This window comes from Streptomyces sp. NPDC079167 (assembly GCF_040686735.1).
Taxonomy (GTDB): domain Bacteria; phylum Actinomycetota; class Actinomycetes; order Streptomycetales; family Streptomycetaceae; genus Streptomyces.
Genome location: NZ_JBFBLO010000020.1, coordinates 1 through 24398 on the forward strand (window position 1 = coordinate 1; position 24398 = coordinate 24398).

General features: G+C 72.3%; 25 protein-coding genes. 17 read left to right on the forward strand and 8 right to left on the reverse strand.

The genetic code is table 11. The features are described from left to right. Window positions 1–207 precede the first annotated feature (207 nt). The 4 genes from AB0P41_RS30455 to AB0P41_RS30470 all read left to right on the forward strand — a co-directional run bounded on the left by AB0P41_RS30455 (window position 208) and on the right by AB0P41_RS30470 (window position 3233). Window positions 208–1227, forward strand: a complete 1020-nt coding sequence (locus AB0P41_RS30455; protein ID WP_356715703.1) for an SPFH domain-containing protein — start codon at window positions 208–210, stop codon at window positions 1225–1227. Then, entirely contained in the window at window positions 1224–2123 is a 900-nt protein-coding gene (locus AB0P41_RS30460) for a hypothetical protein (RefSeq protein ID WP_365935319.1), read from the forward strand. The genes AB0P41_RS30455 and AB0P41_RS30460 overlap by 4 nt, the downstream gene beginning before the upstream one ends. A 64-nt stretch (window positions 2124–2187) precedes the next feature. After that, window positions 2188–2688, forward strand: a complete 501-nt coding sequence (locus tag AB0P41_RS30465) for an NUDIX domain-containing protein (RefSeq protein WP_365935321.1) — start codon at window positions 2188–2190, stop codon at window positions 2686–2688. Between the two features lie 50 nt (window positions 2689–2738). After that, a complete protein-coding gene (locus AB0P41_RS30470; protein WP_365935323.1) occupies window positions 2739–3233 on the forward strand; it encodes an FBP domain-containing protein in 495 nt (164 codons plus the stop codon). Between the two features lie 63 nt (window positions 3234–3296). Here AB0P41_RS30470 and AB0P41_RS30475 read toward each other — a convergent pair whose 3' ends face one another. Continuing rightward, window positions 3297–3965: a GntR family transcriptional regulator gene (locus AB0P41_RS30475; protein ID WP_365935325.1), complete on the reverse strand. Its 669-nt coding sequence runs from the start codon at window positions 3963–3965 to the stop codon at window positions 3297–3299. Window positions 3966–3978: 13 nt separating this feature from the next. Beyond that, the gene (locus AB0P41_RS30480) at window positions 3979–4191 is read right to left on the reverse strand and encodes a hypothetical protein (protein WP_356715694.1); all 213 of its coding nucleotides are present in this window, start codon (window positions 4189–4191) and stop codon (window positions 3979–3981) included. On the opposite strand from AB0P41_RS30480, the gene AB0P41_RS30485 reads away from it, so the two are divergent. Genes AB0P41_RS30485 through AB0P41_RS30495 form a run of 3 tightly spaced genes read left to right on the forward strand, consistent with a single transcriptional unit; the run spans window position 4184 to window position 7591 of the window. Further along, window positions 4184–5209 carry an amidohydrolase family protein gene (locus AB0P41_RS30485; RefSeq protein WP_365935326.1) on the forward strand — a complete coding sequence of 342 codons (1026 nt, stop codon included), beginning with the start codon at window positions 4184–4186 and terminating at the stop codon, window positions 5207–5209. The genes AB0P41_RS30480 and AB0P41_RS30485 overlap by 8 nt on opposite strands. A gap of 58 nt (window positions 5210–5267) precedes the next feature. Further along, window positions 5268–6188 (forward strand): amidohydrolase family protein, encoded by a 921-nt coding sequence (locus tag AB0P41_RS30490; protein ID WP_365935328.1) that lies wholly within the window; start codon window positions 5268–5270, stop codon window positions 6186–6188. 44 nt (window positions 6189–6232) lie between these two features. Further along, window positions 6233–7591, forward strand: a complete 1359-nt coding sequence (locus AB0P41_RS30495; RefSeq protein WP_365935331.1) for an MFS transporter — start codon at window positions 6233–6235, stop codon at window positions 7589–7591. Between the two features lie 11 nt (window positions 7592–7602). Here AB0P41_RS30495 and AB0P41_RS30500 read toward each other — a convergent pair whose 3' ends face one another. Genes AB0P41_RS30500 through AB0P41_RS30510 form a run of 3 tightly spaced genes read right to left on the reverse strand, consistent with a single transcriptional unit; the run spans window position 7603 to window position 10591 of the window. After that, a complete protein-coding gene (locus AB0P41_RS30500; RefSeq protein WP_365935333.1) occupies window positions 7603–8418 on the reverse strand; it encodes an ABC transporter ATP-binding protein in 816 nt (271 codons plus the stop codon). An 8-nt stretch (window positions 8419–8426) separates the two neighbouring features. After that, a complete protein-coding gene (locus AB0P41_RS30505; protein ID WP_365935335.1) occupies window positions 8427–9509 on the reverse strand; it encodes an iron ABC transporter permease in 1083 nt (360 codons plus the stop codon). Continuing rightward, complete coding sequence (locus AB0P41_RS30510; RefSeq protein WP_365935336.1) at window positions 9506–10591, reverse strand: iron ABC transporter permease; 1086 nt, start codon at window positions 10589–10591, stop codon at window positions 9506–9508. Before AB0P41_RS30510 ends, AB0P41_RS30505 begins: the two co-directional genes overlap by 4 nt. Before the next feature lie 160 nt (window positions 10592–10751). Here AB0P41_RS30510 and AB0P41_RS30515 point away from each other — a divergent pair, with 160 nt between their 5' ends. Genes AB0P41_RS30515 through AB0P41_RS30550 form a run of 8 tightly spaced genes read left to right on the forward strand, consistent with a single transcriptional unit; the run spans window position 10752 to window position 20458 of the window. Beyond that, window positions 10752–11735, forward strand: coding sequence for an iron-siderophore ABC transporter substrate-binding protein (locus AB0P41_RS30515; protein WP_365935337.1), 984 nt, complete (start codon window positions 10752–10754; stop codon window positions 11733–11735). Next, window positions 11732–12520 (forward strand): 2,3-dihydro-2,3-dihydroxybenzoate dehydrogenase, encoded by a 789-nt coding sequence (locus tag AB0P41_RS30520; protein ID WP_365935339.1) that lies wholly within the window; start codon window positions 11732–11734, stop codon window positions 12518–12520. Before AB0P41_RS30515 ends, AB0P41_RS30520 begins: the two co-directional genes overlap by 4 nt. A 58-nt stretch (window positions 12521–12578) precedes the next feature. Continuing rightward, window positions 12579–13778, forward strand: a complete 1200-nt coding sequence (locus AB0P41_RS30525) for an isochorismate synthase (protein ID WP_356715679.1) — start codon at window positions 12579–12581, stop codon at window positions 13776–13778. Then, window positions 13775–15424, forward strand: a complete 1650-nt coding sequence (locus tag AB0P41_RS30530) for an AMP-binding protein (RefSeq protein ID WP_365935341.1) — start codon at window positions 13775–13777, stop codon at window positions 15422–15424. Before AB0P41_RS30525 ends, AB0P41_RS30530 begins: the two co-directional genes overlap by 4 nt. Window positions 15425–15472: 48 nt before the next feature. Beyond that, window positions 15473–16105 (forward strand): isochorismatase family protein, encoded by a 633-nt coding sequence (locus AB0P41_RS30535; RefSeq protein WP_356715675.1) that lies wholly within the window; start codon window positions 15473–15475, stop codon window positions 16103–16105. 5 nt (window positions 16106–16110) lie between these two features. Beyond that, window positions 16111–16338 carry a phosphopantetheine-binding protein gene (locus AB0P41_RS30540; RefSeq protein WP_356715673.1) on the forward strand — a complete coding sequence of 76 codons (228 nt, stop codon included), beginning with the start codon at window positions 16111–16113 and terminating at the stop codon, window positions 16336–16338. A 5-nt stretch (window positions 16339–16343) separates the two neighbouring features. Then, window positions 16344–20273, forward strand: a complete 3930-nt coding sequence (locus AB0P41_RS30545; protein ID WP_365935464.1) for an amino acid adenylation domain-containing protein — start codon at window positions 16344–16346, stop codon at window positions 20271–20273. Then, entirely contained in the window at window positions 20270–20458 is a 189-nt protein-coding gene (locus AB0P41_RS30550) for an MbtH family NRPS accessory protein (protein WP_365935344.1), read from the forward strand. The genes AB0P41_RS30545 and AB0P41_RS30550 overlap by 4 nt, the downstream gene beginning before the upstream one ends. A 24-nt stretch (window positions 20459–20482) precedes the next feature. Here AB0P41_RS30550 and AB0P41_RS30555 read toward each other — a convergent pair whose 3' ends face one another. Then, window positions 20483–20854: a VOC family protein gene (locus tag AB0P41_RS30555; protein WP_356715670.1), complete on the reverse strand. Its 372-nt coding sequence runs from the start codon at window positions 20852–20854 to the stop codon at window positions 20483–20485. Window positions 20855–20944: 90 nt separating this feature from the next. On the opposite strand from AB0P41_RS30555, the gene AB0P41_RS30560 reads away from it, so the two are divergent. Together AB0P41_RS30560 and AB0P41_RS30565 are read left to right on the forward strand one after the other, a co-directional pair. Continuing rightward, a complete protein-coding gene (locus tag AB0P41_RS30560) occupies window positions 20945–21406 on the forward strand; it encodes a MarR family transcriptional regulator (protein ID WP_356715668.1) in 462 nt (153 codons plus the stop codon). An 88-nt stretch (window positions 21407–21494) separates the two neighbouring features. Then, a complete protein-coding gene (locus tag AB0P41_RS30565) occupies window positions 21495–22274 on the forward strand; it encodes a hypothetical protein (RefSeq protein ID WP_356715666.1) in 780 nt (259 codons plus the stop codon). A gap of 10 nt (window positions 22275–22284) precedes the next feature. On the opposite strand, the gene AB0P41_RS30570 is transcribed toward AB0P41_RS30565, so the two are convergent. Further along, window positions 22285–22941 carry a maleylpyruvate isomerase family mycothiol-dependent enzyme gene (locus tag AB0P41_RS30570; RefSeq protein ID WP_365935347.1) on the reverse strand — a complete coding sequence of 219 codons (657 nt, stop codon included), beginning with the start codon at window positions 22939–22941 and terminating at the stop codon, window positions 22285–22287. Window positions 22942–23017: 76 nt separating this feature from the next. Beyond that, the gene (gene fes / locus AB0P41_RS30575) at window positions 23018–24286 is read right to left on the reverse strand and encodes an enterochelin esterase (RefSeq protein WP_365935349.1); all 1269 of its coding nucleotides are present in this window, start codon (window positions 24284–24286) and stop codon (window positions 23018–23020) included. Between the last annotated feature and the right edge of the window lie 112 nt (window positions 24287–24398).

Consider the following 24398-nt stretch of genomic DNA (forward strand, 5'->3'; position numbering starts at 1 on the left):
GAGCCCGGGGCTGCCGGACCGATCCGGACGAGTCCGCCCGGCTGGGCGCCGGTGTGGGGGGGGGGGGCCCCCCCCCCCGGGGGGGGGGGGGGGCCCCCCCCCCCCCCCCCGCCCGGCCGTTTTCATGCCCGGCTCCCCTTCTCGTCCCCTTGACGATATCCCTGCGAGCCCTTATCGTCGTCATGACGAGAAAGAGGGGGTCCCGAGATGGCCGACATCACACGGCGCTTCGGCTGGCGGCACCTGCGCTCCGCGCCCACCGCCCACATCCGCCACCACAGGCGCGGCAGACTCACCCATGACGGCCCTGGCCTGAGCTTCTGGTACCGCTCGCTCTCCGCTGCGCTCTCCGAGGTCCCGGTCGACGACCGTGAGCTGGCGATGGCGTTCCACGCCCGTACGGCCGACTTCCAGGACGTCACCGTGCAGGCCACGGTCACCTACCGGATCAGCGACCCCGCCGAGGCGGCCGTCCGGCTCGACTTCTCGGTGGACCCCGACACCGGGATCTGGCGCGGTGCACCTCTGGAGCAGATCGCCACCCTGCTGACCGAGACGGCGCAGCAGCACACCCTGGACGTCCTGGCCCGCACCCCTCTCGCCACCGCCCTCGTGGACGGGGTCGCCGCCGTGCGGGGACGGGTCGCCACCGGGCTCGCCGCCGAGCCTCGGCTGCCCGCCACCGGCATCGACGTGGTCGCCGTCCGCGTGGTCGCCATCCGCCCCGAGGCAGAGGTCGAACGCGCCCTGCGCACCCCGGCCAGGGAGCAGATCCAGCAGGAGGCGGACCGGTCGGTGTACGAGCGCCGGGCGGTCGCGGTCGAGCGCGAGCGCACGATCGCCGAGAACGAGCTCGCCAGCAAGATCGAGCTCGCGCGCCGCGAGGAGCAGCTGGTCGACCAGCGCGGCACCAACGCCCGCCGGGAGGCCGAGGAGAAGTCGGCGGCCGACGGGGTGCGTACGGCAGCGGAGGCCGCCCGCACCGTGCGCCTGGCCCGCGCGGAGGCGGAGGCCGCCCGCGATATCGGGGCGGCCCGCGCCGAGGCGCAGGCGGCCTGGCTGCGCGCCCACGCGGACGTCGACCCCGGCACGCTGCACGCCCTGGCCGCGACGCGGCTGGCCGAGAATCTCCCGCGCATCGACAGCCTCACCCTCTCCCCCGACGTCCTGACCGGCCTGCTCGCCAAACTCGGCAGGCCGGAGCCGGGGGCGGGGGCGGGGGCGTGAGTCTGGCCCCGCGGGCGGTGCTGGTCCACCGGACGACGGAGTACGAGGAGCTTCTGGCCCGGCACGGAACGCACGGACAGGCCGCGTTCGTGCTCGCCGCGCGTGGCCGGTCGCTCGACGAGGTGGCCGAGCGGCACCGGCGCCACGAGCGGGCACTCACCGAGGTGGCGGCGGCCCTGCCGCTGCGGTGGCGCCGGACCCGGGTGGAGCGGGCGGACCTCGACCGCTTCCTGTTCGGGCCCGAGGACGTGGTCGTCGTGGTCGGGCAGGACGGCCTGGTCGCCAACGCCGCCAAATATCTGTCCGGGCAGCCGGTGGTGGGCATCGACACCGACCCGGGCCGCAATCCCGGAGTGCTCGTACGCCACCGGCCCCGTGACACGGCGGCGCTGTGCGAGGCCGCCGCGTCCCCCGGCGGACAGGTGGACGCCCTCACGATGACCGAGGCCGTCGCCGACGACACCCAGCGGCTCCTCGCCCTCAACGAGATCTACCTCGGACCGCCCGGCCATCAGACCTCCCGCTACCGCATCGGCCCCGACGGCTCCCCGGACGCCGTCGAGTCACAGGCGTCGTCGGGCGTCCTGGTGGGCACCGGCACGGGATCCACCGGCTGGCTGCGCTCGCTCTGGCTCGAGCGCGGCAGCCCCGTGCGGCTGCCGGCCCCTTCCGATCCACGGCTGGTCTGGTTCGTGCGGGAGGCCTGGCCCTCACCTGCCACCGGCACCTCGATGACCGCGGGCGAACTGGGGCGCGGGGACGGCCTCAGGCTCACCGTCGAGTCGGACCGGATGGTGGTGTTCGGCGACGGGATGGAGTCGGACGCGCTGGAGCTGACGTGGGGCCAGTCCGTCCGGCTCGGCGTCGCCGGCACCACCCTCAATCTGGTGGCGTGAGCGCCGTGTGACGATGAGGGGGACCGCGTCACACGTGACCGACCAGCTGGGGGCAGAGCAGCGTATGACCACCGATTCCGTGAACGTCCCGGCCCGGAACGCCCGTCCTCCGCTCGCCCAGGCCGCCTTCGGCGTGGGTGTCGTGGTGCAGGACGAGGCCGGCAGGATTCTGCTGGGCAAACACCGCAGCGGCACCTGGGAGCTGCCCGGAGGCAAGGTCGACCCGACCCACGAGTCGGTCGCGGAGGCCGCCGCCCGGGAGCTGCGTGAGGAGACGGGCCTGCGGGTGCCCGGGGCCGACGTCACCGTCTTCGCGATGGTGCACGACGTGGTGAGCGGCGTCAACAGGATCAGCATGGCCGCGCTGGTGAGGGTGGATTCGGCTGTCCCGCAGGTCACCGAGCCGCATCTCGTCAGCGAGTGGCGGTGGGCCGACCCCGAGGAGCTGCCGGGTCCCCTGTTCGACCCGTCGGCGCAGATCCTGGCCGTCTGGCGCCCGGACCTCACCATCGAGCATCCGGCGGCCCATCACCTGCGGATCTCCTCACCCCTGGATCCGGCCTAGTACGGATAATCATTTGCCTAGGGCTCATAGGCAGAGTTAGCGTCGAATGCATGAGAGCCGTCAATGAGCAGGACATCCGAGCGTCGTTCGTCAACTGTTCCAAGGGAGAGGCGAAGCGCCTGCCGCTCCCCCGCGACCTCGACGAGCGCCGCTGGGACGACCTGGACTTCCTCGGCTGGCGCGACCTGTCGGCTCCCGACCGGAGCTACATCGTCACCGAGCTGCGCGGCGAGCTCACCGGCATCACACTCCGCTTCCCGTCGCAGCAGCGCGGCTTCCTGCACCGCAGCATGTGCTCGGTCTGCCTGACCACGCACCCGGGCAGCGGGGTCTCGCTGATGACCGCCCGCAAGCGGGGGCAGTCGGGCAGGGACGGCAACTCGGTGGGCATCTACCTCTGCACCGACCTCGACTGCTCGCTGTACGTACGCGGCAAGAAGACACCGGCCCCCGGCGGGCGCTTCGAGGAGTCGCTGACCGTCGAGCAGCAGATCGAGCGGACCAGGAACAAGCTCACCGCGTTCCTGGACCTGCTCGCCCCCTGACCGGCCGGGGCCGGGTCGGGTCCGGCCGCCCAGCCGGGGCGGACCTGCCCCGGCCACTCCCGGTCAGCCCAGGCGGACCGGAGCCGGAGTCTCCCTGAGCGCCACGATGACGCTGTCGACATGCGCCCGCGCCGCGGCCTCGGCCGCCTCCGGGTCGCGGGCCAGGACCGCGTCGATGATCGCCAGGTGCTGCGGCAGCGACTGCGCCGGGCGCCCGGGGCGCAGCGCGAGACGGAACTGGTATCGCACCATCTGGCCGTTCATCCGCTCGAGCAGGGCCTGGGCGACCTTCTGGCCCCCGGCCTCGCCGATGCACTCGTGCAGCCTGCGGTTCAGCACCGAGTAGGCGTCCGGGTCGGCGTCCTCCACGGCCCGGCTCATCGCCGAGCCGATGCCCTTCAGCTCCTGGCGCACCTCGTCCGACGCGCACTCCGCCGCCCGCCTGGCACACAGACCCTCCAGCAGGGCCCGGCACTCGGTGATCTGGATCGCCTCCTCGACGGAGATCACCCGCACCCGCGCCCCCCGCCGCGGGATCAGCTCCACCAGGCCCTCGGCGGCCAGATCCTGCAGCGCCTCCCGCACCGAGCTCCGCGTCGCGCGGAAGACCTCGGACAGCTCCTGCTCGACCAGGCGCTGCCCTGGCACCATGTCGCCTGCCGCGAGCGCCTCCCGGATACCGCTGGAGACCGCGCTCCGGCCTGTCCGGCCGGTGACCTGATTCGCCGTCACCCCTCCGCCTTCCCTACGTCGTCGGGACATCCTCGCCGCCGCGCGCCGCGCGCGCGGGGGCATCAGTGATGATGCCTGAAACTTTCTCGTCAGGCATATTGTCAACAATTTCATCGACGGTTACGGTGACGTGAACGAACGGGCAGGACGCGCCGGCGGGCAGACCTCCGGCCGTATGTCCCTCGGCACCGACGCAGGAATCCCGAAGAGGAACAGCGATGATCATCGACTGCCATGGCCACTACACGACGGCCCCGCCCGCGCTGGAGGTCTGGCGGAATCAGCAGATCGAAGGGCTCGGGAACCCGTCCGCGGCCCCGTCGAGGGCCGATCCGAGGATCAGCGACGACGAGCTGCGCGAGAGCATCGAGCCGAACCAGCTCCGGCTGATGGACGAGCGTGGCATCGACATGACGGTCTTCTCACCCCGGGCGTCCTTCATGGCGCATCACGTCGGCGATTTCGACACCTCCGCCGAGTGGGCGGCCATCTGCAACGAGCTCTGCTTCCGCGTCAGCCGGCTCTACCCGGAACGCTTCGTCCCCGCCGCTATGCTCCCGCAGTCCCCTGGCGTCGATCCCGCGACCTGCGTGCCCGAACTCACCAGGTGCGTGGAGGAGTACGGCGCCGTCGCGCTCAACCTCAATCCGGACCCGTCCGGCGGGCACTGGACCTCCCCTCCTCTCACCGACCGCTCCTGGTACCCCCTGTACGAGAAGATGGTCGAGTACGACGTGCCGGCGATGGTCCATGTCAGCACCAGCGTGAATCCCGCGTTCCACACGACGGGGGCGCACTATCTGAACGCCGACACCACCGCGTTCATGCAGCTCGTGCAGGGCGACCTGTTCAGGGACTTCCCCACGCTCCGGCTGATCATCCCCCACGGCGGCGGCGCCGTCCCCTACCACTGGGGCAGGTTCCGCGGACTGGCCATGGCACTCGGGAAGCCGCCGCTGGAGGAGCACGTCCTGGGCAACGTCTTCTTCGACACCTGCGTCTACCACCAGCCCGGCTCGGACCTCCTCTTCGACGTCGTCCCCACCCGGAACATCCTCTTCGCCTCGGAGATGATCGGCGCCGTCCGCGACATCGACCCCCGGACCGGCCACCACTTCGACGACACCCGCCGTTATGCCGAGGCAGCCGGACTCTCCCCGGACCGGCTGGCCGACATACAGGAACACAACGCGCGCTCGGTGTACCCGCGCCTGGACGCCCTGCTGAAGCGTCAGGGCCGCTGAACACGCGGTCCGCCGACCCACGCCCCGGCCTTTCCCCCCTGTGCCTCCAGGAGACTTCATGAGTGTGCGTGCCCCCAGGACCCCCGGCTGGCTGGACTGGTACCAGGATCCGTCCGTACCGGCGTTCCGGCTTCCGGCCGGCACCGTCGACGCCCACTGCCATGTGTTCGGCCCGCAGGACGAGTTCCCCTTCGCCCCCGAGCGCAAGTACACGCCCTGCGACGCCGGAAAGGACCAACTGGCCGCGCTGCACGAGCATCTGGGCGTGAGCCGCGCGGTCATCGTCCAGGCCACCTGCCACGGCGCGGACAACACCGCCATGACCGACGCCGTCCGCGCGGCCGATGGCCGGGCGCGCGGCATCGCCACCGTCCGGCCGGACGTCACCGAGGCCGAACTGCGCGAGCTGCACTCGGCGGGCGTGCGCGGCGTCCGCTTCAACTTCCTCCGGCGTCTGGTCAACACCTCCCCGAAGGAGGACCTGACCACGATCGCCCGGAAGATCGCCCCGCTGGGCTGGCACATCGTGCTCTACTTCGAGAGCGCCGATCTCCCCGAACTGGGCGACTTCTTCGCCTCCCTGCCCGCTCCCCTCGTGGTCGACCACATGGGCCGGCCGGATGTGTCCCTGCCGGTGGACGGTCCGCAGTTCAGCCGCTTCCTGAAGTTCGTCGACTCCAACGACGTATGGGTGAAGGTGAGCTGTCCCGAACGCCTCAGCCTGACCGGCCCTCCCGCCCTCGACGGCGAGAAGCACGCCTACGCCGATGTCGTACCCTTCGGCCGCCGTGTGGTCGAGGAGTTCGGGGACCGGGTGCTGTGGGGCACGGACTGGCCCCACCCCAATCTCACCGGCCACATGCCCGACGACGGCCTGCTCGTCGACCACGTGCCACACATCGCCGTCACCCCCGAGCAGCAGCACCGGCTCCTCGTGGACAACCCGATGAGCCTGTACTGGCCCGGCGAAGGCGTCTGAGGCCCTTCCCCGCCCGCACCCGCACTCCGACAGGGACCGCCCCCATGCAGCACGCCAATGCGGCGAACCGGCTGGACCGGCTGCCGATCTCCCGCTTCCACAAGACCACACTGCTGGCCGTGGCCTTCGCGTACTTCTTCGAGTTCGCTGACATCAACAGTTTCGCGACGACCGCCCCCAAGCTCATCGACCTCTGGGGCGTGACGGTCAACCAGGTCGCCTACGTCACCTCACTGTCGTTCGTCGGCATGTTCATCGGTTCCGTCGTCGCGGGAGCCCTCGCCGACCGGTGGGGCCGCAAGAAGACCCTGCTCCGCACCACCCTGTTCTTCGGCTTCTTCTCGTTCGTCTCGGTCTTCTCCTGGGACGTCTTCTCCCTGGGCGTCTTCCGGGTCCTCACCTCGGCCGGCCTGTCCGCGATGACCGTCGTGGCGGTCATCTACGTCAACGAGATGTACCCGGCCGCCGTGCGCGGCAAGTACCAGGCGTACGCCATGGTCATCGGCATCTGCGGCACGCCGGCCACCAACCTCATCGCCAGTCTCGTCGTCCCCCTCAGCGACTGGTCCTGGCGGCTGGTGTACCTCTGGGGCGCGCTCGGCGTCCTGCTCGTCCTGTTCTCCAAGCACCTCAAGGAGTCCCCCCGCTGGCACGAGAGCAAGGGCGACCACGCCGCGGCCGACGCGGTCCTGCGGGAGATCGAGGCCACGGTGACCGCCGAGAAGGGACCGCTGGCACAACCGGCCGAGCCCGTCGAGGAACCCCCCGCGGTCAAGGCCCCGCTGCGTCTGCTGCTGCGCAAGAGGTACCTCGCGCCGACACTCCTGCTCACCGTCCTGTGGGTCACCCAGACCATCGGCTTCTTCGGCTACTCCAGCTTCGCGCCCACCCTGCTCTCCAAGGAGGGCTTCAGCGTCGAGAAGTCCGTCTTCTACATCGCACTCACCACGGTCGGCGCGCCCCTGGGCTCCTACCTGGCCTCCCTGGTCACCGACCGGTTCGAACGCAAGTGGTGTCTCGTCGCCTTCGGCACCGTCATCGCACTGTGCGGTCTGCTCTACGGGCTGACGTTCGATCCGATCCTGATCGTCATCTTCGGCTTCCTGGTCAACCTCTTCGAACGCGGCTACACCGCCCTCGCCTACGCCTACTCCCCCGAGCTCTACGACACCCGGAGCCGCTCCCTGGGCACCGGCATCACCTACGGCATCGGCCGGCTGTCGAACGCCGCCGGTCCGCTGATCATCGCGGCGCTCTACAACCGCACCGGTTACCAGAGCGTCTTCTACTTCATCGCCGGCGTCTGGATGGTCGGAGCCGTCGCCCTGGCTGTGTTCGGCCCCCGCACCCGGCCGTCCCGGACCGCCGTACGGGAGCCGAAACCCGTCACGTCGGCGTCGTGAGCCGGAGCCACTCACCTCCGCGTCGTGATCCGGCTCCTCGGCACCACGACCGGTGACGCGTCGTCCGGGGCACTGAGTATGTCGGCGTCCACCCCGTAGAGCTCCTTCACCAGGGCCTCGTCGACCGTCGCGGCCGGCTCGCCCCGGGCGACGACCCGGCCGTCCTTCATGGCCACGAGGAGATCGGCGTAGCGTGCCGCGGCGGCCAGGTCGTGCTGCACCATGACGACCGTGCGGCCGGCTGCGGCGACCTCCCTCACCAGCTCCAGCACCTCCACGGCGTGGCCGAGGTCGAGGGCGCTGGTGGGTTCGTCGAGCAGGATGACCGGGGTGTGCTGGGCGAGGACCATCGCGAGCCAGCACCGCTGGCGCTGGCCGCCGGAGAGCCTGTCCAGGCGCTCGGCGGCCAGCTCGGTCGTCCCGGTGGCCTCCAGCGCGCCGCGTACGGCGTTCTCATCCTCCTTTGACCACTGGCGCAGCAGGCCCTGCCGGGGGTGGCGGCCGTAGCGGACGAGCCCCGCGACCGTGACGGCCTCCGGGGCGCGCGGAGACTGGGGCAGCAGCGCGACGCGATGGGCGGCCCGGCGCCTGCCCATCTCCCAGATGTCCTCGCCGCCGACCTCCACCCTTCCCGACTCGGGCCGGTGGAGACGCGCGACGGTGCGCAGGAGCGTCGACTTCCCGCAGCCGTTGGGGCCGACGATCGCGACGACCTGTCCGGCGGGGACGGTGAGGTCGACGTTCTCGACCACAGGGCGGCCGGGGTACCCGGCACGGAGCGCGGTGACTTCGAGGCCGGGTGCGGTCTCGCGTGGGACGTCGGTCATGGGGCTGGTCAGACCTTTCCGGTGGCACGGTCCGGGCGGAAGAGGACCCAGAGCAGGAAGGGGCCGCCGAGGACGCTGGTGACGACACCGACGGGCAGTTCGACGGGGGCGGCGACCCGCCCCAGGGCGTCGGCCGCGGCGATCAGGGCCGCGCCGGTCAGTGCGGAGCCGGTGATCGGGACCCGGGTGGGACCGGCCATCCGCTGGGCCAGGACCGGGGCGGCGAGTGCCACGAAGGCGATCGGGCCGCCGACGCCCACGGCCGTGCCCGCGAGTGCGACGGCGAGGGCCAGGGCACACGCCCGCAGCCGGCGCAGGTCGACACCGAGCGACGCCGCCACGTCGTCGTCGAAGCGCAGGAGTTGCAGCCGGTGGCCCACGGCCAGGGCGAGCGGCACCAGGACGAGCAGGACGAGTGCCAGCGGCGTACCGACGCCCCAGTCACGGCCGTTGAGGCTGCCCACGGCCCAGAGGAAGACACCGCCCGCCGTGTTGTCGTTCTCACGGGACATGATCAGGTCGCCGACGGCCCCCAGGAAGGTGGAGACACCGATACCGGTGACGAGGACGCGGTAGCCGGCGCTCCCGGCTCCGCCCGCGCACAGGACGACGATCGCGGCTGCCGCGACGGCGCCGACCGGGCCCAGCCACCAGTCGCCCACCATGCCGGTGGTGGAACCCGCCGCGGCTGCGACGACGGCGGCGGTGGCACCGTCGTTGACGCCTACGAGGTCGGGGGTGGCGAGGCGGTTGCCCGCCAGGGTCTGGGTGAGGCAGCCGGCGATGCCCAGTGCGGCACCGACGAGGAGGCCGGCGTAGATACGGGGCAGCCGGAAGTCACGCACGATCATGACCGTGCCCGGATCGCCCGTACCCAGAAGGCCGGAGAGGGTCTCCGGCACGCTCATGCCGGTCGAACTCGCCATCACCGCGAGGGCGATGAGGACGGCGACGACCGGCAGGAGGATCGCGGCGGTGAGCGCGCTGCGGCGCGGGAGGAGCCAGGAGAACGTACCCCCGCGCAGCACGGTGCTGTCGGGGGGCGTCACGTCGGGGGATGTGACATCGGCTGTCTTCCTCAGGTCGCTCACGCCTCGGCCCCCGCGGTGGAGAGGCGGGAGGAGCGGGCGATCCAGACGAGCAGCGGGCCGCCCACGAAGGCGAGCAGGACGCTGACCGGTGTCTCCCAGGGGCGGATGACGACCCGGGCGAGGATGTCGGCCAGGATCATGATGTCGGCGGCGATCAGCGCGGAGAGGACGAGTTGGGCCGTCATGCGGGGCCCGGTCAGCGCCCTCGCGGCGTACGGGGCCAGCAGGCCGAGGAAGGCGATGGGCCCGGCCACGGCGACCGCGCAGCCGGCGAGCAGCGAGACCGCTCCGGCGACGACGAGACGGATGCGGCCGGGGTGGTGCCCGAGCGAACGTGCTCCGTCGTCGCCGAGACCGAGCGCCGAGAGCGGGCGGGCGCAGCCGAGCGCGGTGAGCAGACCCAGCGCCACCAGCGGCAGCAGGGGGACGAGATCGGAGGTCTTCACTCCGGCGAGCGAGCCGATCGTCCAGTACCGGTAGGTGTCGAAGGTCGACCGTGTGCCGAGCAGGACGTAGGAGGTGCAGCCGTGGAAGGTGGCGCCCAGCGCCGATCCGGCCAGGACGAGACGCAGCGGTGAGCCGGCCGTGCGGCCAGAACCGGCGAAGAGCAGGACGACGGCGCTCGCGGCCATGCCGCCGGTCAGCGCCCAGACGAGCAGGGCGCCCGGGGAGTCGGCGCCGAAGAAGGTGAGCCCGAGGACGACGGCGAACGCCGCTCCGGAGTTGACGCCCAGCAGACCGGTTTCGGCCAGCGGATTGCGGGTGGCGGCCTGGAGAAGACAGCCGGCCGCACCGAGGCAGGTGCCCACGAGGAGGGCGGCGAGGGTGCGTGGGAGGCGTACGTCCATGACCGCCAGCCGGATCTGGGCGTCGGCGCGGGCGGCGGGGTCACCGAGGAGGAAGTCCCAGGCGCGCTTCGCGGGGCTCCCACCGGTGCCGATGAGGAGGGAGAGCAGCACAAGGGCCACCAGGAGGAGCAGAAGTCCCGTGGTGACCCAGGGGGTTGAGCGCCCCCCGGAAGGGGGAGTTTCGGATGGGCGGGTTCCGGCTGACCTTGGCCGACCCCCTTGCGCGATGGACATAAGGTTAGCCTAACCTAAATGCACTCGTCCGGTTCTGGCGGGTCACGGGCACACCTGTGTCCTGAAGTGGCGCGATGTGTACCGCTTCTCTCCGATTCAGGCTTCGGAGGGCGCCCAGCCGGAACTGGATTCGTCTGAACGCAAACGGAGATCCAAGGCCATGGCGCCGTATTCGCCCCCCTCGTCCCGCGGTCACGCACGTCCCGTCATATCGGCGGCGCTGCTCGCACTCGGTGCTCTCACCCTGAGCGCCTGCGGATCAGAGGACAAAGCCGCGTCCGCCGACCCGGGCGCGGAGGCGACGACGACCCGGGTCACGGACGCGACGGGGACGAAGGTGACGGTACCGGCCACTGCCGAGCGCGTGGTCGTCCTCAGCGAGATGGACCTGGACGCGTCGCTCGCCCTGGGCGTCGAGCCGGTGGGTCTGACCGCGGGTCGCGGCCAGAAGGGCGCCCCCCAGTACCTGGCGGGCCAGGCGAAGGGCATCCCGGTGGTGGGCGCCGTCACCGGCCCGGACATCGAGAAGGTCGTGGAGGCGAAGCCGGACGTGATCCTCGCCGGGCAGCTCGCCGACGAGCAGGTGCTCGCGCAGCTCCGGAAGGTCGCGCCCACGGTCGTCACCATCGACGGCACCAAGGACTGGAAGAAGGCCCTCGACCTCACCGGCACGGTGCTCGGCAGGACGGACGAGGCAGAGAAGTATCTCGCCGACTACGGGACGAAGGCGGCCTCCCTGAAGACCGACCTCGGCTCGCAGGCCGGCGCGAGCGTCTCCGTCGCCCGCTACTCGGCCAAGGGCACCGCGGTCATGCAGCAGGGCGTCTTCATCAGCGACGTCCTGAAGGACCTCGGCTTCGAGCGCCCGGGCATCCAGAACGACAAGGGCGAGGGCCACTCGACGCCGCTCAGCGACGAGAACCTCCAGGAGATCGACGGCGACTGGCTGTTCATCGGCTCCCTCGACGCCGGCACCGACGCCGGCCTCCTCGCCGAGCTCGCGAAGAAGCCCGCCTACCAGCAGCTGGGCGCCGTGCGTGACGAACACGCGACGGTCGTCGACGGGACCAAGTGGACCAGCCTCGGTGGTGCGCAGGCAGCCGTCTCGGTGCTCGACGACATCCGGAAGGCGATGGTCAAGTGAGCGCCGAGCAGGAACTGGCCGGCCGGCTCGCCCTCGTGACCGGAGCGGGACGCGGCATAGGCGAGGCGGTCGTGCACGCCCTCGCCGGCCGCGGTGCCCGCGTCCTCGCCACCGACCTGGCCCCGGACGGCATCGCCGCACTGGAGAAGACGTACGACGGGCAGGTGACCGCGCGCACGCTCGACGTGACGGACCCCGCGGCCGTCGAGGACCTCGTCGCGGAGGCCGAGGACACGCTCGGCCCGCTGGACATCGCGGTCAACGTGGCCGGGATCCTCCGTGGTTCGCCGGTCGCGGACCTTCTCGACGAGGAGTGGGCGGCCACCTTCGCCGTCAACACCCATGGGGTGTTCCACGTGTCGCGGTCGGTCTCCCGCCGGATGACCGGCCGGGGCTCGGGCAGCATCGTCACCGTGGCCTCCAACGCCGCCGGCATCCCCCGTACGAACATGGCTGCGTACGCGGCCTCCAAGGCCGCGGCCGTGATGTTCACCAAGTGCCTCGGCCTCGAAGTGGCACCCCTGGGAGTGCGGTGCAACACCGTCTCCCCCGGCTCGACCCTCACCGACATGCAGCGCGGCATGTGGACGGCGGGGGACGAGGAGGCCGCCGCCCGCCGGGTCGTCGAGGGGGACGCGGAGACGTTTCGCACCGGTATCCCGCTCGGCCGGATCGCGGACCCCTCCGACATCGCCGACGCGGTCGCCTTCCTGGTGTCCGACCGCGCGCGTCACATCACCATGCACGACCTGTACGTCGACGGCGGTGCCACCCTGCGGGCCTGAAACCCGCCCCGCCCCGTCATCCTGCCGGCGCTCGAGCCTTCCCCACTGGAGACCACCCATGTCTGCATCTCTGCGCGTCCCCGCCGCTCCGCCCCCACTCGACTCCCCCGGCGCGGCCACGGCCCTGCTCGAGGCCTACCGCCCCGGCACCGACCGCTTCCTCGCCACGCCCCGGCACACCCTGCTCGGCTCCGGCGCCGCCGCGCTGGTGCCGCACGACTCGCGGCCCCTCCCGCTGCGGGTGCGGGAGACCCTGGACGCCGCCCGGCACGCGGGCGACCCCGCCCCGGTCGTCGTGGGCTCCGTACCGTTCGCGCCCGACGGCGCAGCCGCACTGGCCGTCCCCGAGACCGTCCGGTGGGCGACCGCCCTGCGCGAGGACCCGCTCATCGCACTGCACGGCTCCGACGCCGGCCGGCAGGACTCCTGGCAGATACGTGAGGTACCGGCCGCACGGGAGTACTCCGCGGCGGTCGCCGCCGCGGTGGAGCGGATGCGCGCCGGTGAGTTCGACAAGGTCGTCCTCGCCCGCACCCTGGAACTGACCTCGGCGCGCGACCTCGATCTGCCCGCCATGCTGAGCCGGCTGGCACGCCGTGACCCGGACGGTTACACCTTCGCCGTGCCCAGCGGCCCGGGCCGCACGCTCGTGGGGGCGAGCCCCGAGCTCCTCGTGTCCCGCCGCGGCAACCGGCTCGTCGCCAACCCGCTGGCCGGATCCGCGCAGCGCAGCGGCGATCTGGCCACGGACGTCCGCAGGGCGGCCGCGCTGCTGGATTCACCGAAGGACCTCCACGAGCACGCGGTCGTGGTCGACGCCATCCGCGAGGCGCTCGCACCGTTCTGCGTGAGCCTGGACGTGCCCGAACGCCCCACCCTCGTACGGACCGCCGCCATGTGGCACCTGTCGACGACCCTGACCGGCGAGCTGCGCGACCCCTCGTCCACCGCCCTGGACCTGGCGTCGGCCCTGCACCCCACCCCCGCGGTCTGCGGCACCCCGACCGATGTGGCCCGGCAGGTCATCGCGGAGTCCGAGCCCTTCGACCGCGGCGCGTACACCGGCATGGTCGGCTGGCAGAGCGCGGACGGCGACGGCGAGTGGGTGGTGACCATCCGCTGCGCCGAGGCCGAGGGACGCACCCTGCGGCTGTTCGCGGGCGCGGGGGTGGTGGCGGAGTCCTCGCCGGCCGCCGAGACGGCGGAGACCGGAGCCAAGTTCCGTACGTTCCTGAGTGCTGTGGGAGCCGCCCTGTGACCGCCCTCCAGTCATCCGACGCGCCCACCTGGCCCGCCGAGTTCGCCGAGCGCTACCGCGCCGCGGGCCACTGGCGCGGTGAGACGTTCGGCGGCGTGCTGCGCGAGCGGGCCGCCGCGCATCCGGACCGCGTCGCGGTCGTCGACCCGGCCCCCGGACGCCGGGAGTGGACGTACGGCGAACTGGACGAGCGCGCCTCCCGGCTGGCCGCCGGGTTCTCGGCGCGCGGCATCTCCGCGGGCGACCGGGTCGTCGTACAGCTCCCGAACATCGCCGAGTTCATCGAAGTCGTCTTCGCGCTCTTCCGGATCGGGGCCCTGCCGGTCTACGCGCTCCCCGCGCACCGGGAGACTGAGATCGAGTACTTCTGCTCGTTCACCGAGGCCGTCGCCTACGTGGTACCGGACCGGCACGCCGGCTTCGACCACCTCGGGCTCGCGTCAAGGATCAAGGAGCGTACGCCGAGCCTGGAGCACGTCTTCGTCGTAGGTCCGCCGGGCGAGCACACCGCTCTGGCCGAGGTGCCGTGCGCGCCCACCGGGGGCGGGTACGAGCCGGAGCCGGGCGATCTGGCGTTCCTCCAGCTGTCGGGCGGCACGACGGGAGTTCCCAAGCTCATCCCCCGTACGCACGACGACTACATCTACTCGCTGCGCGGATCCAACGAGATCTGCGGCGTCGACGGGGACACCCGCTACCTCGTCGTCCTCCCCGCCGCGCACAACTTCCCGATGAGCTCCCCGGGCTGGCTCGGGACGCTGTACGCCGGCGGGACCGTGGTTCTGTGCCCCCGCCCCGATCCGGCGACGGCCTTCCCGCTCGTGGAGCGCGAGCGCGTCACGATGACCGGGATGGTCCCGCCGCTCGCGCTGATCTGGACGGAGGCCGCCCCCGGCTCCGAGCACGACCTGTCCAGCCTGGAGCTGATCCTGGTCGGCGGCGCCAAGTACAGCGAGGCGGGCGCCCGCAGGCTGGAGCCGGCGCTGGGCTGCAAGCTCATGCAGGTCTTCGGCATGGCCGAGGGCCTGGTCAACTACACCCGTCTGGACGACGACCACGAGACCGTTGTCACCACGCAGGGCCGGCCGATCTCCGAGGACGACGAGGTCCGTGTCGTCGACGACTCGGACGTGGACGTGCCGGAGGGGGACTTCGGCCATCTGCTGACCCGCGGCCCGTACACGATCCGCGGCTACTGGCGGGCGCCCGAGCACAACCGGAAGTCCTTCACCCAGGACGGCTTCTACCGCACCGGTGACATCGTGCGCCGCACCCCGACGGGCCACCTGGTCGTCGAGGGGCGCGCCAAGGACCAGATCAACCGGGGCGGTGAGAAGGTCGCGCCGGAGGAGATCGAGAACATCATCCTCGGCCATCCGTCGGTGCACGACGTGTCCGTCGTAGGGGTCGCCGACGCCTACCTGGGCGAACGCACCCTGGCCTACGTCATCCTGCGCGACGGCGCCGAGCCGCTGAAGCCGGCCGCGGTCAAACGCCTCGTGCGGGAACGCGGTGTCGCCGCGTACAAGGTCCCCGACCTCGTCGAGTTCGTCGAGGCGTTCCCGCAGACCGGGATCGGCAAGGTCAGCAAGAAGGGGCTGCGCTCCGACGCGGCGCCCGGCCCCGCCGTACCCGGTCAGCACTGAGATCAGCACAGAGTTCCGCCCAGAGCGGCACCGAAAGGTTCCCCCCCCATGGCTCTTCCCGCCATCGCTCCGTACGCCCTGCCGACCGAGGCCGAACTGCCCGCGAACCGCGTGGACTGGACCGTCGACCCCGCGCGGGCCGTGCTCCTGGTCCACGACCTGCAGAACCACTTCCTCGGCGCGTTCCCGCCCGGGGAGCAGCCGCTCACCGGCATGCTCGAGAACACGTCACGGGTCATCGAGGAGTACCGCCGCCTCGGTGTGCCGGTCGTCTACTCGGTGCAGCGCGGCGGCCAGACGGCGGAGGAGCGCGGCCTCCAGCTGGACTTCTGGGGGCCCGGTGCCGCCGACGACCCCGAGGCGCTGGCGATTCCCGGCGCCGTCGCGCCGGCGGACGGCGACACCGTGCTGACCAAATGGAAGTACAGCGCCTTCGTGCGCACCGAACTCGAGTCCCTGCTGCGGGAGTCCGGCCGCGACCAGCTGGTGATCACCGGTGTCTACGCCCACATCGGGGTGCTCATGAGCGCCTGTGACGCGTGGATGCGCGACATCCAGGCCTTCGTGGTCGCCGACGCCGTGGCGGACTTCTCGCGCGAGGACCACGACATGGCCCTGCGCTGGGCGGCCGGCCGCTGCGCGGTCGTCACCTCGGCCGACAACCTCCTCAAGGGGGTCTGAAGACCGTGGCGCTCACCCTTGAACTGATCCGTCACGATGTCGCCGACGTCCTCGGTGAGGACCCCGCGGACATCCCCCTCGACGAGAACCTCCTGGACCACGGCCTGGACTCGGTCCGCATCATGTCGCTGCTGGGACGCTGGCGCCGGGACCACGGCGTCGTGGCGGACTTCGCCGACCTCGCCGAGCAGCCCGCCATCGATGTCTGGGCGCCACTGCTGGAGGCCGCGTGACCGTCCTGCTTACCGATGCCGAGGCCGCCGGGCCGGGCCAGGACGCCCCGCCCGTCGTACTGCCGCTCACCGCCGCCCAGTCGGGCATGTGGTTCGCCCAGTCGCTCGATCCGCTCAGCCCGGCGCAGAACACGGCGGAGTGCCTGGAGATCGACGGTCCGCTCGACCCGGAGCTGTTCGCGGCGGCTCTGCGCCGCGTGACAGCCGAGGCGGACGCCCTGCGCGTGTGCGTCGAGGACTCCCCGGAGGGCCCGCGTCAGCGCGTCCTGCCCTCGGTCGGGCTGCCGCTGACCACACGGGATCTGCGGGAGGTCTCCGACGCCGGCCGGCGGGCCGAGGAGTGGATGCGCGCGGATCTCGCCGAGCCCTTCGACCTGGCCGCCGGCCCGCTCTTCCGGCACGCCCTCTTCCGGGTGGGTGAGGAACGCTGGCTCTGGTACCAGCGCATCCACCACCTGGTCATGGACGGCTTCGGCTACTCGCTCCTCGTACGCCGGACGGCCGAGGTCTACACGGCGCTCGCCCGGGGCGAGGAGCCCGGGCCCCAGGCCTTCGGGGCACTCGCGGACCTGGTCGCCGAGGAGGGGGCGTACCGGTCCTCGGAGGCGTTCACCGCCGACCGCGCCCACTGGGCCGAGGCGTTCGCGGACCGTCCGGAGGTGCCCCGGCTCGGTGGCCGGGGGGCGCTGCCCTCGCGGACGTTCCTCCGCCGCACGGCCCACCTGGGGCCCGAGGCCACCGAGGGCGTGCGGGACCTGGCCGACCGGCTCCGTGCCTCGTGGCCGGACGTCCTGATCGCCGCCCAGGCGCTCTACACCTCGCGGACGACCGGCCGTCGGGAGGTCGTGCTCGGCCTGCCGATGATGGGGCGCGTGGGTTCCGTCTCGCTGCGGGTGCCGGGCATGGTCATGAACGTCCTTCCGCTGCGGCTGGACGTCTCCCCCGACGCCACCTTCGCCGAGCTGGTCCGCCAGGTGGTGCTCGGCATCCGCGAGGTCCGCCGCCACCAGCGGTACCGCTACGAGGACATCCGCCGCGACCTGCGGCTCCTCGGGGAGAGCCGCGGGCTGGTCGGCCCGCTGGTCAACGTCATGCCCTTCGACTACGACGTGGACTTCGCGGGCGCCCCGGCGCGGGCCCGGAACCTGTCCGCGGGACCGGTCGACGACCTGACGGTGAACATCTACGACCGGTCCGACGGGCACGGTCTGCGCATCGACCACGACGGCAACCCCGCCCTGTACGGCGACGAGGAGCTGGCCGCCCACCAGGAGCGCTTCCTGCAGCTGCTGGAGCGGCTGAGCCTGGCCGACCCGCACGTCCCCACGGCCGCGCACGGCATCGCCACCGAGGCCGAGGCCGAGCTGGTCCTCCGTACGTTCAACGACACCGAGCGCGCGCTGCCGCCCACGACGCTGATCGGCCCGATCGAGGCGCGCGCCGCCCGCACCCCGGACGCGACCGCCCTGGTGTACGGCGACACCTCGCTCACCTACGAGGAGCTGAACACCCGCGCCAACCGGCTGGCCCGGCACCTGCGGACGCTGGGCGCCCGGCCGGGTGCGGTGGTGGCGGTGTCGGTGCCGCGCTCGGTGGAGCTGGTCGTGTCACTGCTCGCCGTGCTGAAGGCGGGGGCCGCGTACCTGCCGCTGGACCCGGACTATCCGGAGCGGCGTCTCGCGTACATGCTGCGGGACGCGGCGCCGGTGTGCGCGGTGACGGACCGGGCGGGGCGGCTTCCCGAGGACACCGGGACGCCGCTGGTGGTCCTGGACGGCCTCGACGTCTCGGAGTACCTCTGGGTGAACCCGTCGCGGCCCCTCACCCCGGCGCATCCGGCGTACGTCATCTACACCTCGGGCTCGACGGGGCGTCCCAAGGGCGTCGTCGTGTCGCACGGCGCGATCGACAACCGGCTGCGCTGGATGCAGAACACCTACGGGCTGACCGCGGACGACCGGGTGCTCCAGAAGACACCCTCGTCCTTCGACGTGTCCGTGTGGGAGTTCTTCTGGCCGCTGCGCCAGGGCGCGGTGCTGGTGGTCGCCGAAGCGGGCGGCCACAAGGACCCCGCCTACCTGGCCCGGCTGATCCGTGAACAGTCCGTCACCACGTGCCACTTCGTGCCGTCGATGCTCCAGGTCTTCCTCGCGGAGCCGGGAGCGGACGCGGACACGTGTGCGAGCCTCCGGAGGGTCTTCTGCAGCGGTGAGGCACTGCCCCGCGAGACCGCCGACGCGTTCGGGCGCGGACTGCCGGGCGTCGGACTCCACAATCTCTACGGCCCCACCGAGGCTGCCGTGGACGTCACCTCCCACCCGTGCGCGGCTGACGCCACCGGGCCGGTGCCGATCGGCCGGCCCGTCTGGAACACCCGCCTGTACGTGCTCGACGCGGCGCTGCAGCCGTGTCCGCCGGGGGTCCCCGGGGAGCTCTACCTGGCAGGTCGTCAACTCGCCGACGGGTACCTGAACCGCCCGGAGCTGACCGCGTCCCGCTTCGTCGCCGATCCCTTCGGCCGGCCGGCGGAGCGCATGTACCGCACGGGCGACCTGGCGCGCTGGACCGAGCAGGGCGAGGTCGTCTACCTGGGCCGCACCGACGACCAGGTCAAGCTCCGCGGGCAGCGCATCGAGCTCGGCGAGATCGAGACGGCGCTGACGGCCCGCGACGGGGTGGACGCCGCCTGTGCCCTCGTACGGGAGGACCGGCCGGGCGAACAGCGGCTGGTCGGCTACATCACCGGCCGCGCCGATCCGGTGGCCGTTCGCGCCTCGCTGACGCGCGAGCTTCCGGAGCACATGGTGCCGGCGGCGGTGGTGGCACTGGACGCCTTCCCGCTGAGCGCCAACGGCAAGCTGGACCGGCGCGCCCTTCCCGCCCCGGTGTTCAGCGGCGGCGCGGGTGCGCGGCGCCCGTCGGACGCGCGGGAGGAGGCGCTGACGCGACTGTTCGCGCAGGTGCTGGACGTCGGCCGGGTGGGCCCGGACGACGCGTTCTTCGACCTCGGCGGCACGTCGCTGCTGGCCGTGCGGCTCGTGGCGCGCGTACGGGAGGAGTTGGGTGCGCAGCTGACCATCGGCTCACTGTTCGAGTCCCCCACCCCGGCCGCGCTCGCCGCACGGCTCGGCTCCACGGGGCCGGCGTCCGAGGACGCGCTGGACGTCGTCCTGCGGCTGCGCGGCGGGGGCGGGCGTCCACCGCTGTTCGCCTTCCATCCGGCCGGCGGGATCGCGTGGTGCTACGCCGGGCTGGCTGCCCGCCTCGGTCCGGAGCAGCCGGTGTACGGCATCCAGGCCCGCGGGCTGACCGGGGACGAGCCGCTGCCGCGCACCCTGCTGGAGGAGGCGTCCGACTACCTCCGGCACATCCGCGCGGTCCAGGAGCACGGCCCCTACCGGCTGCTGGGCTGGTCCGTCGGCGGGGTGCTGGCCCACACCGTGGCCGTGCTGCTCCAGGAGGCGGGCGAGGAGGTCGAACTGCTCGCGCTGCTCGACTCGTTCCCTGCCGAGCAGTGGCGGGAACGGCCGGCGCCCGAGGAGGGTGACGCGCTGACCGCGGTGCTGCGGATGGCGGGCTTCGAGCGTACGCACGAACAGGACCGTGAGGACGTGCTGGCGACGCTGCGCCGTGCGGGCAGCCCGCTCGCCGGGATCGGTGACCGCGCGCTGTCGAGGATCGTCGACATCGTGCCGAACCACGCCCGCATGATGCGCGAGCACCGGCACCGGTGCTACGCCGGGGATCTGCTCTTCTTCACGGCTGCCGCGCCCCGAGCGGAGGACTGGCTCACCCGCGAGGCGTGGCGGGCCCATGTGACCGGGTCCATCGACAACCACGATCTGGACTGCACGCACCCGCAGTTGATGCAGGACCGGTTTCTCGACGACATCGCGGCCGTCCTGTCCGCCCGCCTGAAGGAGCTGGACGCATGAGCGCGAGGAGCGGCCCGTTCGACCCGGGCCCGGAGGGCCGCGCCGCACACCTGGTGCTGGAGAACGCCTCGGGTCAGCTGTCCCTGTGGCCGGCCCGGCGGGAGGTTCCGGCGGGATGGTCCGTCCGGTCCGGCCCGGCTCCGCACGCGGCGTGCGTCGCCGCGCTGGAGCCGGGCCGGGCCTGAGGTCCCGGGACGCCGCGTCCGGAGTCAGCCTCCGTGGACGGTGAGCCGGTAGCCCTCGGGCCCGGTGAAGGAGAACACCGGCCCGAACGGGCTCTCCTGCAGCGGTGACACATCCTCCGTGCCCGCCGCGACGAGCTGCTCGCGCAGCAGGCCGGCGTCCGTGGTCCGCAGCCACAGCGCCACGCCGAGGCCGGGGCGGGCGGCACCGTCCAGGTCGACGTCCGGCAGCGGCTCACGGACGGCGAACGGGATCGGGGTGGTCGCGAAGACGACCGCACCGGGCGGCGCGGCGGGCGCCCGGCGCAGCCCGAGCCGCTCCTCGAAGAAGGCGGCGGCGCCTGGCACGTCCTTCACCTGCAGAGCGATGAAGTCGGGGCCTTCGACGGTGGCGGTCATGGTTCCTCCTGGGCGGTACGGCTCTTCGATGTCAGGGTTTTGACATACCGGACCATAGGCATCGGCTTCCAGGTATGTCAAAATGTTGACATGGAAGACCGTGCGCCCGTGCCCGCCCCCCACCCGGCCCAGGACATCACCGAACACGTCGGCTACCGCCTCAAACGCGCGTCGGCCGCCTTGCGCGGCGCCATGGACAAGGCCCTGCGTGAGCACGACCTCACCGTCCCGCAGTACTCCTGCCTCGAACTCCTCGACGAACGGCCCGGTCTGTCCAACGCCGACCTGGCGCGCGGCACCTTCGTCACCCGGCAGTCGGCCAACGTCGTCCTGCGTGGCCTCAAGGACGCGGGCCTCATCACCCGGCCGCTCACCGCCGACCACGGACGCGCCCTGCCCACCCATCTGACCCCGGCCGGGGAACGGCGCCTGCACGCGGCACGCGGCGCGGTCTACGCCGTCGAGGAACGCATGATCAGGAGTCTTCCCGAGGGGCGGCTGCCGTCCCTCCTGGCCGACCTCGACACGATGACCGAGGCCCTCGGCGAGTGACGGAGGCCGCACACCCCGGCCGGGCCCCCGGCAACTCCGACAACTTCGGCAACTTCGGCACCTCCGGCAGCAAGGAGCGTCTCCCCCGATGACCGCACAGCCCGTACGCCCTGAGCGGGGTGGTCCCGAGACCGCCTCGCCCATGGATGTCCCGCCGTTCAGGCCTTCTCTCGTCAGAGCGGTGTTCAGGGACGTGACCCCGATGGACGTCTCCCGGTCGGCCGCCTGGGCCGCCGCGTCGGTGACGCGGACCGTGCTGACGGAGATCATCGACGGCGCGAGGAGAGCGGCGGCGGAGGAGGCCCGGAAGAAGCTGACCACCGGGGACCTTCTCTCGGCGATCGACCGGAACGTCGAGCTCGAGGTGGGGTGCAAGTGGTACGACCACAGCCCGACGTTCCACGGCCTGACCGGGGTCCTGTACGACGCCGAGGGTGCCGTCGTGCCTTCCCGCAGGCGCAGCAGGTCACGCAGACCGAGTGCTGTGGCCGGCGCCCACAGGTTCGAGGCCGGGGTCAGGAAGCTGCTGCGGAGCCGGGGGGCGACGGCCGTCCCGGCGATGGTCCGCGACCTGGACGGAATCGCGAGCGTGTTCCTGACGGACCTCGCCCGGGACGCGGCCATGGTCGTCCGCGAGGGCGGAGTCAAGCGTTTCGGTGCGGTCACCCTGGTGACACCGGGTGAACCGACGCCGCCCCCGCCCCTCGGGGATCCCCACCGGCCCCCGTCCGCCCCGAGCAAGGCCGGGCGGGCCATCAACCGGGACGATGTCCTGGCCGCCGCAACGATTCAGCTGTTCGGCGGCAACCTCAGGCAGCGAGCCCTGACAGAGGCACGCGAGGCGGCGCAGAACACTTCGGCCGGCTGAAACCGTTCCTTCAGGCGGAGCGCAGCCGGGCGCGCAGGACTTCCGCGCCGTCCCCCTCAAGGTCCTGGCATGCCTCCGCGCGGCCTGCCATCCCCATCACCAGCGAGAGGGTCGGCCCCCGGAGCAGGTCCCCCGTGCCGGTGGTGAACGGTCCGTCTGTGGCCTCGACCCGCAGGCCCGCGATCGCGGTGCTGCTCGCGACGGTGAAATCGCGGCTTGCGAAGAACCGGGCCACGGCGGTCGTCGTGGCCACCGGGGGTGTCCGCGCGAGACCCAACGGCCGACGGATGTCCTCCCCGTGGACGACGATTTCGCCCAGCCAGGCCGCAGTATGTCCTGTCGGCCCGGCCGGACCGCCGACGACGTCGCGAAAACGCCGCAAGGTCTCCTCAGGTGTGGCACCCCGGTGCTGTGCGAGTCGTCGGTCGTTGTGCAGTCCGGGGTCGAAGCGAGCGGCCAGCATGCTGAGCAGCCAGCGCCACATCCTCGTGCCGGCACCTGCCGTCAGATGGGCCACGACCTGCTCCACGGTCCAGCGTTCACACAGTGATGCCGTCGCCCACTGGGCCTCACTGAGCCCGGTGAGGTCCTGAGCGAGCGCGGACCGTTCGACGTGGATCGCTCTTTCCAGAGCTTTGCGGTCTTCCGGAACGTGTGGTTCGGCCATCGGACTTGCCTCCAGGGATCGGGTGTCCTCCATCAGACCCCTGTCGCCGCCCGAACTCATCGGCTCAAGGACAAGCTCAGGAGGTGACAGGGCCCAGCAGGTCCACGAGACCGTCGGCCAGCTCCGTTCGCCAGCACAGGTAGTCGTGGCCGCCGTTGAACTCGCGGTAGGAGGCGTCGTCGTACCCCGTCGCCGCCAGGACCTCACGCAGGCGCCTGGCGGCCGGCAGTGCCACCCACTCCTGTTCACCGAAGGAGAGCCAGAAACGGACCGGCAGGCGCGGGGTGCGCGCGATCCGGTCGGTGAGCCATTCGGCCCGCGGTCCGTCGGGCCACCAGAACGAGCCGGACTGGGCAAGGACGTTGCCGAAGCGGCGGGGCACCGAGAGCGCGGCGTGAGCGGCCGTGAGGCCGCCCAGACTCTGCCCGGCGACGATCGTGCGGGCGGGGTCGTCGGTGACCGGGAGACGGGCGGCCGCCCAGGGGAGCAGTTCGTCGGCGAGGAACCCAGCGAACTCCGGGCGGCAGGCCAGGTCGGCCCACCTGGTGCCGATGTCCACGGAATCCGGCAGCAGGGCGACGAGCGGGGGTATCCGGCCGTCGGCGATCAGGTTGTCCAGCAGATGCGCGAGTCCGAGCTGCGGCTGCCAGTGCTCGCCGTCGAGGAGGACGAGGACGGGGAGCTCGGACGGGTGTACCGGGCCCAGGGGCGGTTCGTAGAGCCAGACGCGGCGCGTGCCGTCCCCCAGCTTTTCGGTGGGCACCTGATGGGCGGTCACCCGGCCACGGGCCACGCCCGGCCTCGGCTGCCAGTCCTGCCCGCCGGGAGCCGCCGGGAGCTCGGCGTAGGACACCGGCCCGCCGTCCCAGCGGCGGGGCAGCGCCCGGGCGTTGAGCGGGTCGCGCCGGCGCCTGGTGCGCAGCCACTGCCAGTAGTCGGCGGTGCCGGGCTCCGGGCCGTCACCCTCGTCCACGTAGAAGTCGTAGGTGCCCCGCCAGTCGTGCCGCAGGCGCAGCGACCAGTGCCAGACGTCGGTTCCGGGCACCCGCTCCATCAGGTTGCCCTCGGGCGTGCGGGGGTCGCCGAGTTTGTTGGGGAGCACCTGTACGGCGCGGGTGCCGGGCGTGCCGCGCCAGAGGAACGTCACGGCCCGGTGATCGGCGCAGCCCTGCGGGTCCGGAGAGACGAGGGGGGTGCCGCCGCCGCTCACGGCTGCCCAGAAAACCTCGGTCTCCCCCGGTGCCGGCAGCCGGAATGCCGGCTCCCGGAGCCGCGGCACCTCGTCCGGGCGCACGGCCCGCGGCGGCCGGCGCGGGGTGTCTTGCGGCGGCACTGACGTGATCACGAGAGGGACTCCGAAGCATGCGGGGCAGGAACTAAGGGTTACCTTACCTCTTGGGGTCCGCGGCCCCGGACGCGCCGGAGGCGGCACCCGTCCCCGGGCACCGCCTCCGGCC

What these genes read in the sequence shown, in the direction of transcription:
- AB0P41_RS30455 (WP_356715703.1), top strand. Translation starts at nt 208, where the DNA reads ATGGCCGACATCACACGGCGCTTCGGCTGGCGGCACCTGCGCTCCGCG.
- AB0P41_RS30465 (WP_365935321.1), top strand. Translation starts at nt 2,188, where the DNA reads ATGACCACCGATTCCGTGAACGTCCCGGCCCGGAACGCCCGTCCTCCG.
- AB0P41_RS30470 (WP_365935323.1), top strand. Translation starts at nt 2,739, where the DNA reads ATGAGAGCCGTCAATGAGCAGGACATCCGAGCGTCGTTCGTCAACTGT.
- AB0P41_RS30485 (WP_365935326.1), top strand. Translation starts at nt 4,184, where the DNA reads ATGATCATCGACTGCCATGGCCACTACACGACGGCCCCGCCCGCGCTG.
- AB0P41_RS30480 (WP_356715694.1), bottom strand. Translation starts at nt 4,191, where the DNA reads ATGATCATCGCTGTTCCTCTTCGGGATTCCTGCGTCGGTGCCGAGGGA.
- AB0P41_RS30490 (WP_365935328.1), top strand. Translation starts at nt 5,268, where the DNA reads ATGAGTGTGCGTGCCCCCAGGACCCCCGGCTGGCTGGACTGGTACCAG.
- AB0P41_RS30495 (WP_365935331.1), top strand. Translation starts at nt 6,233, where the DNA reads ATGCAGCACGCCAATGCGGCGAACCGGCTGGACCGGCTGCCGATCTCC.
- AB0P41_RS30500 (WP_365935333.1), bottom strand. Translation starts at nt 8,418, where the DNA reads ATGACCGACGTCCCACGCGAGACCGCACCCGGCCTCGAAGTCACCGCG.
- AB0P41_RS30510 (WP_365935336.1), bottom strand. Translation starts at nt 10,591, where the DNA reads ATGTCCATCGCGCAAGGGGGTCGGCCAAGGTCAGCCGGAACCCGCCCA.
- AB0P41_RS30515 (WP_365935337.1), top strand. Translation starts at nt 10,752, where the DNA reads ATGGCGCCGTATTCGCCCCCCTCGTCCCGCGGTCACGCACGTCCCGTC.
- AB0P41_RS30525 (WP_356715679.1), top strand. Translation starts at nt 12,579, where the DNA reads ATGTCTGCATCTCTGCGCGTCCCCGCCGCTCCGCCCCCACTCGACTCC.
- AB0P41_RS30535 (WP_356715675.1), top strand. Translation starts at nt 15,473, where the DNA reads ATGGCTCTTCCCGCCATCGCTCCGTACGCCCTGCCGACCGAGGCCGAA.
- AB0P41_RS30550 (WP_365935344.1), top strand. Translation starts at nt 20,270, where the DNA reads ATGAGCGCGAGGAGCGGCCCGTTCGACCCGGGCCCGGAGGGCCGCGCC.
- AB0P41_RS30555 (WP_356715670.1), bottom strand. Translation starts at nt 20,854, where the DNA reads ATGACCGCCACCGTCGAAGGCCCCGACTTCATCGCTCTGCAGGTGAAG.
- AB0P41_RS30560 (WP_356715668.1), top strand. Translation starts at nt 20,945, where the DNA reads ATGGAAGACCGTGCGCCCGTGCCCGCCCCCCACCCGGCCCAGGACATC.
- AB0P41_RS30565 (WP_356715666.1), top strand. Translation starts at nt 21,495, where the DNA reads ATGACCGCACAGCCCGTACGCCCTGAGCGGGGTGGTCCCGAGACCGCC.
- AB0P41_RS30570 (WP_365935347.1), bottom strand. Translation starts at nt 22,941, where the DNA reads ATGGCCGAACCACACGTTCCGGAAGACCGCAAAGCTCTGGAAAGAGCG.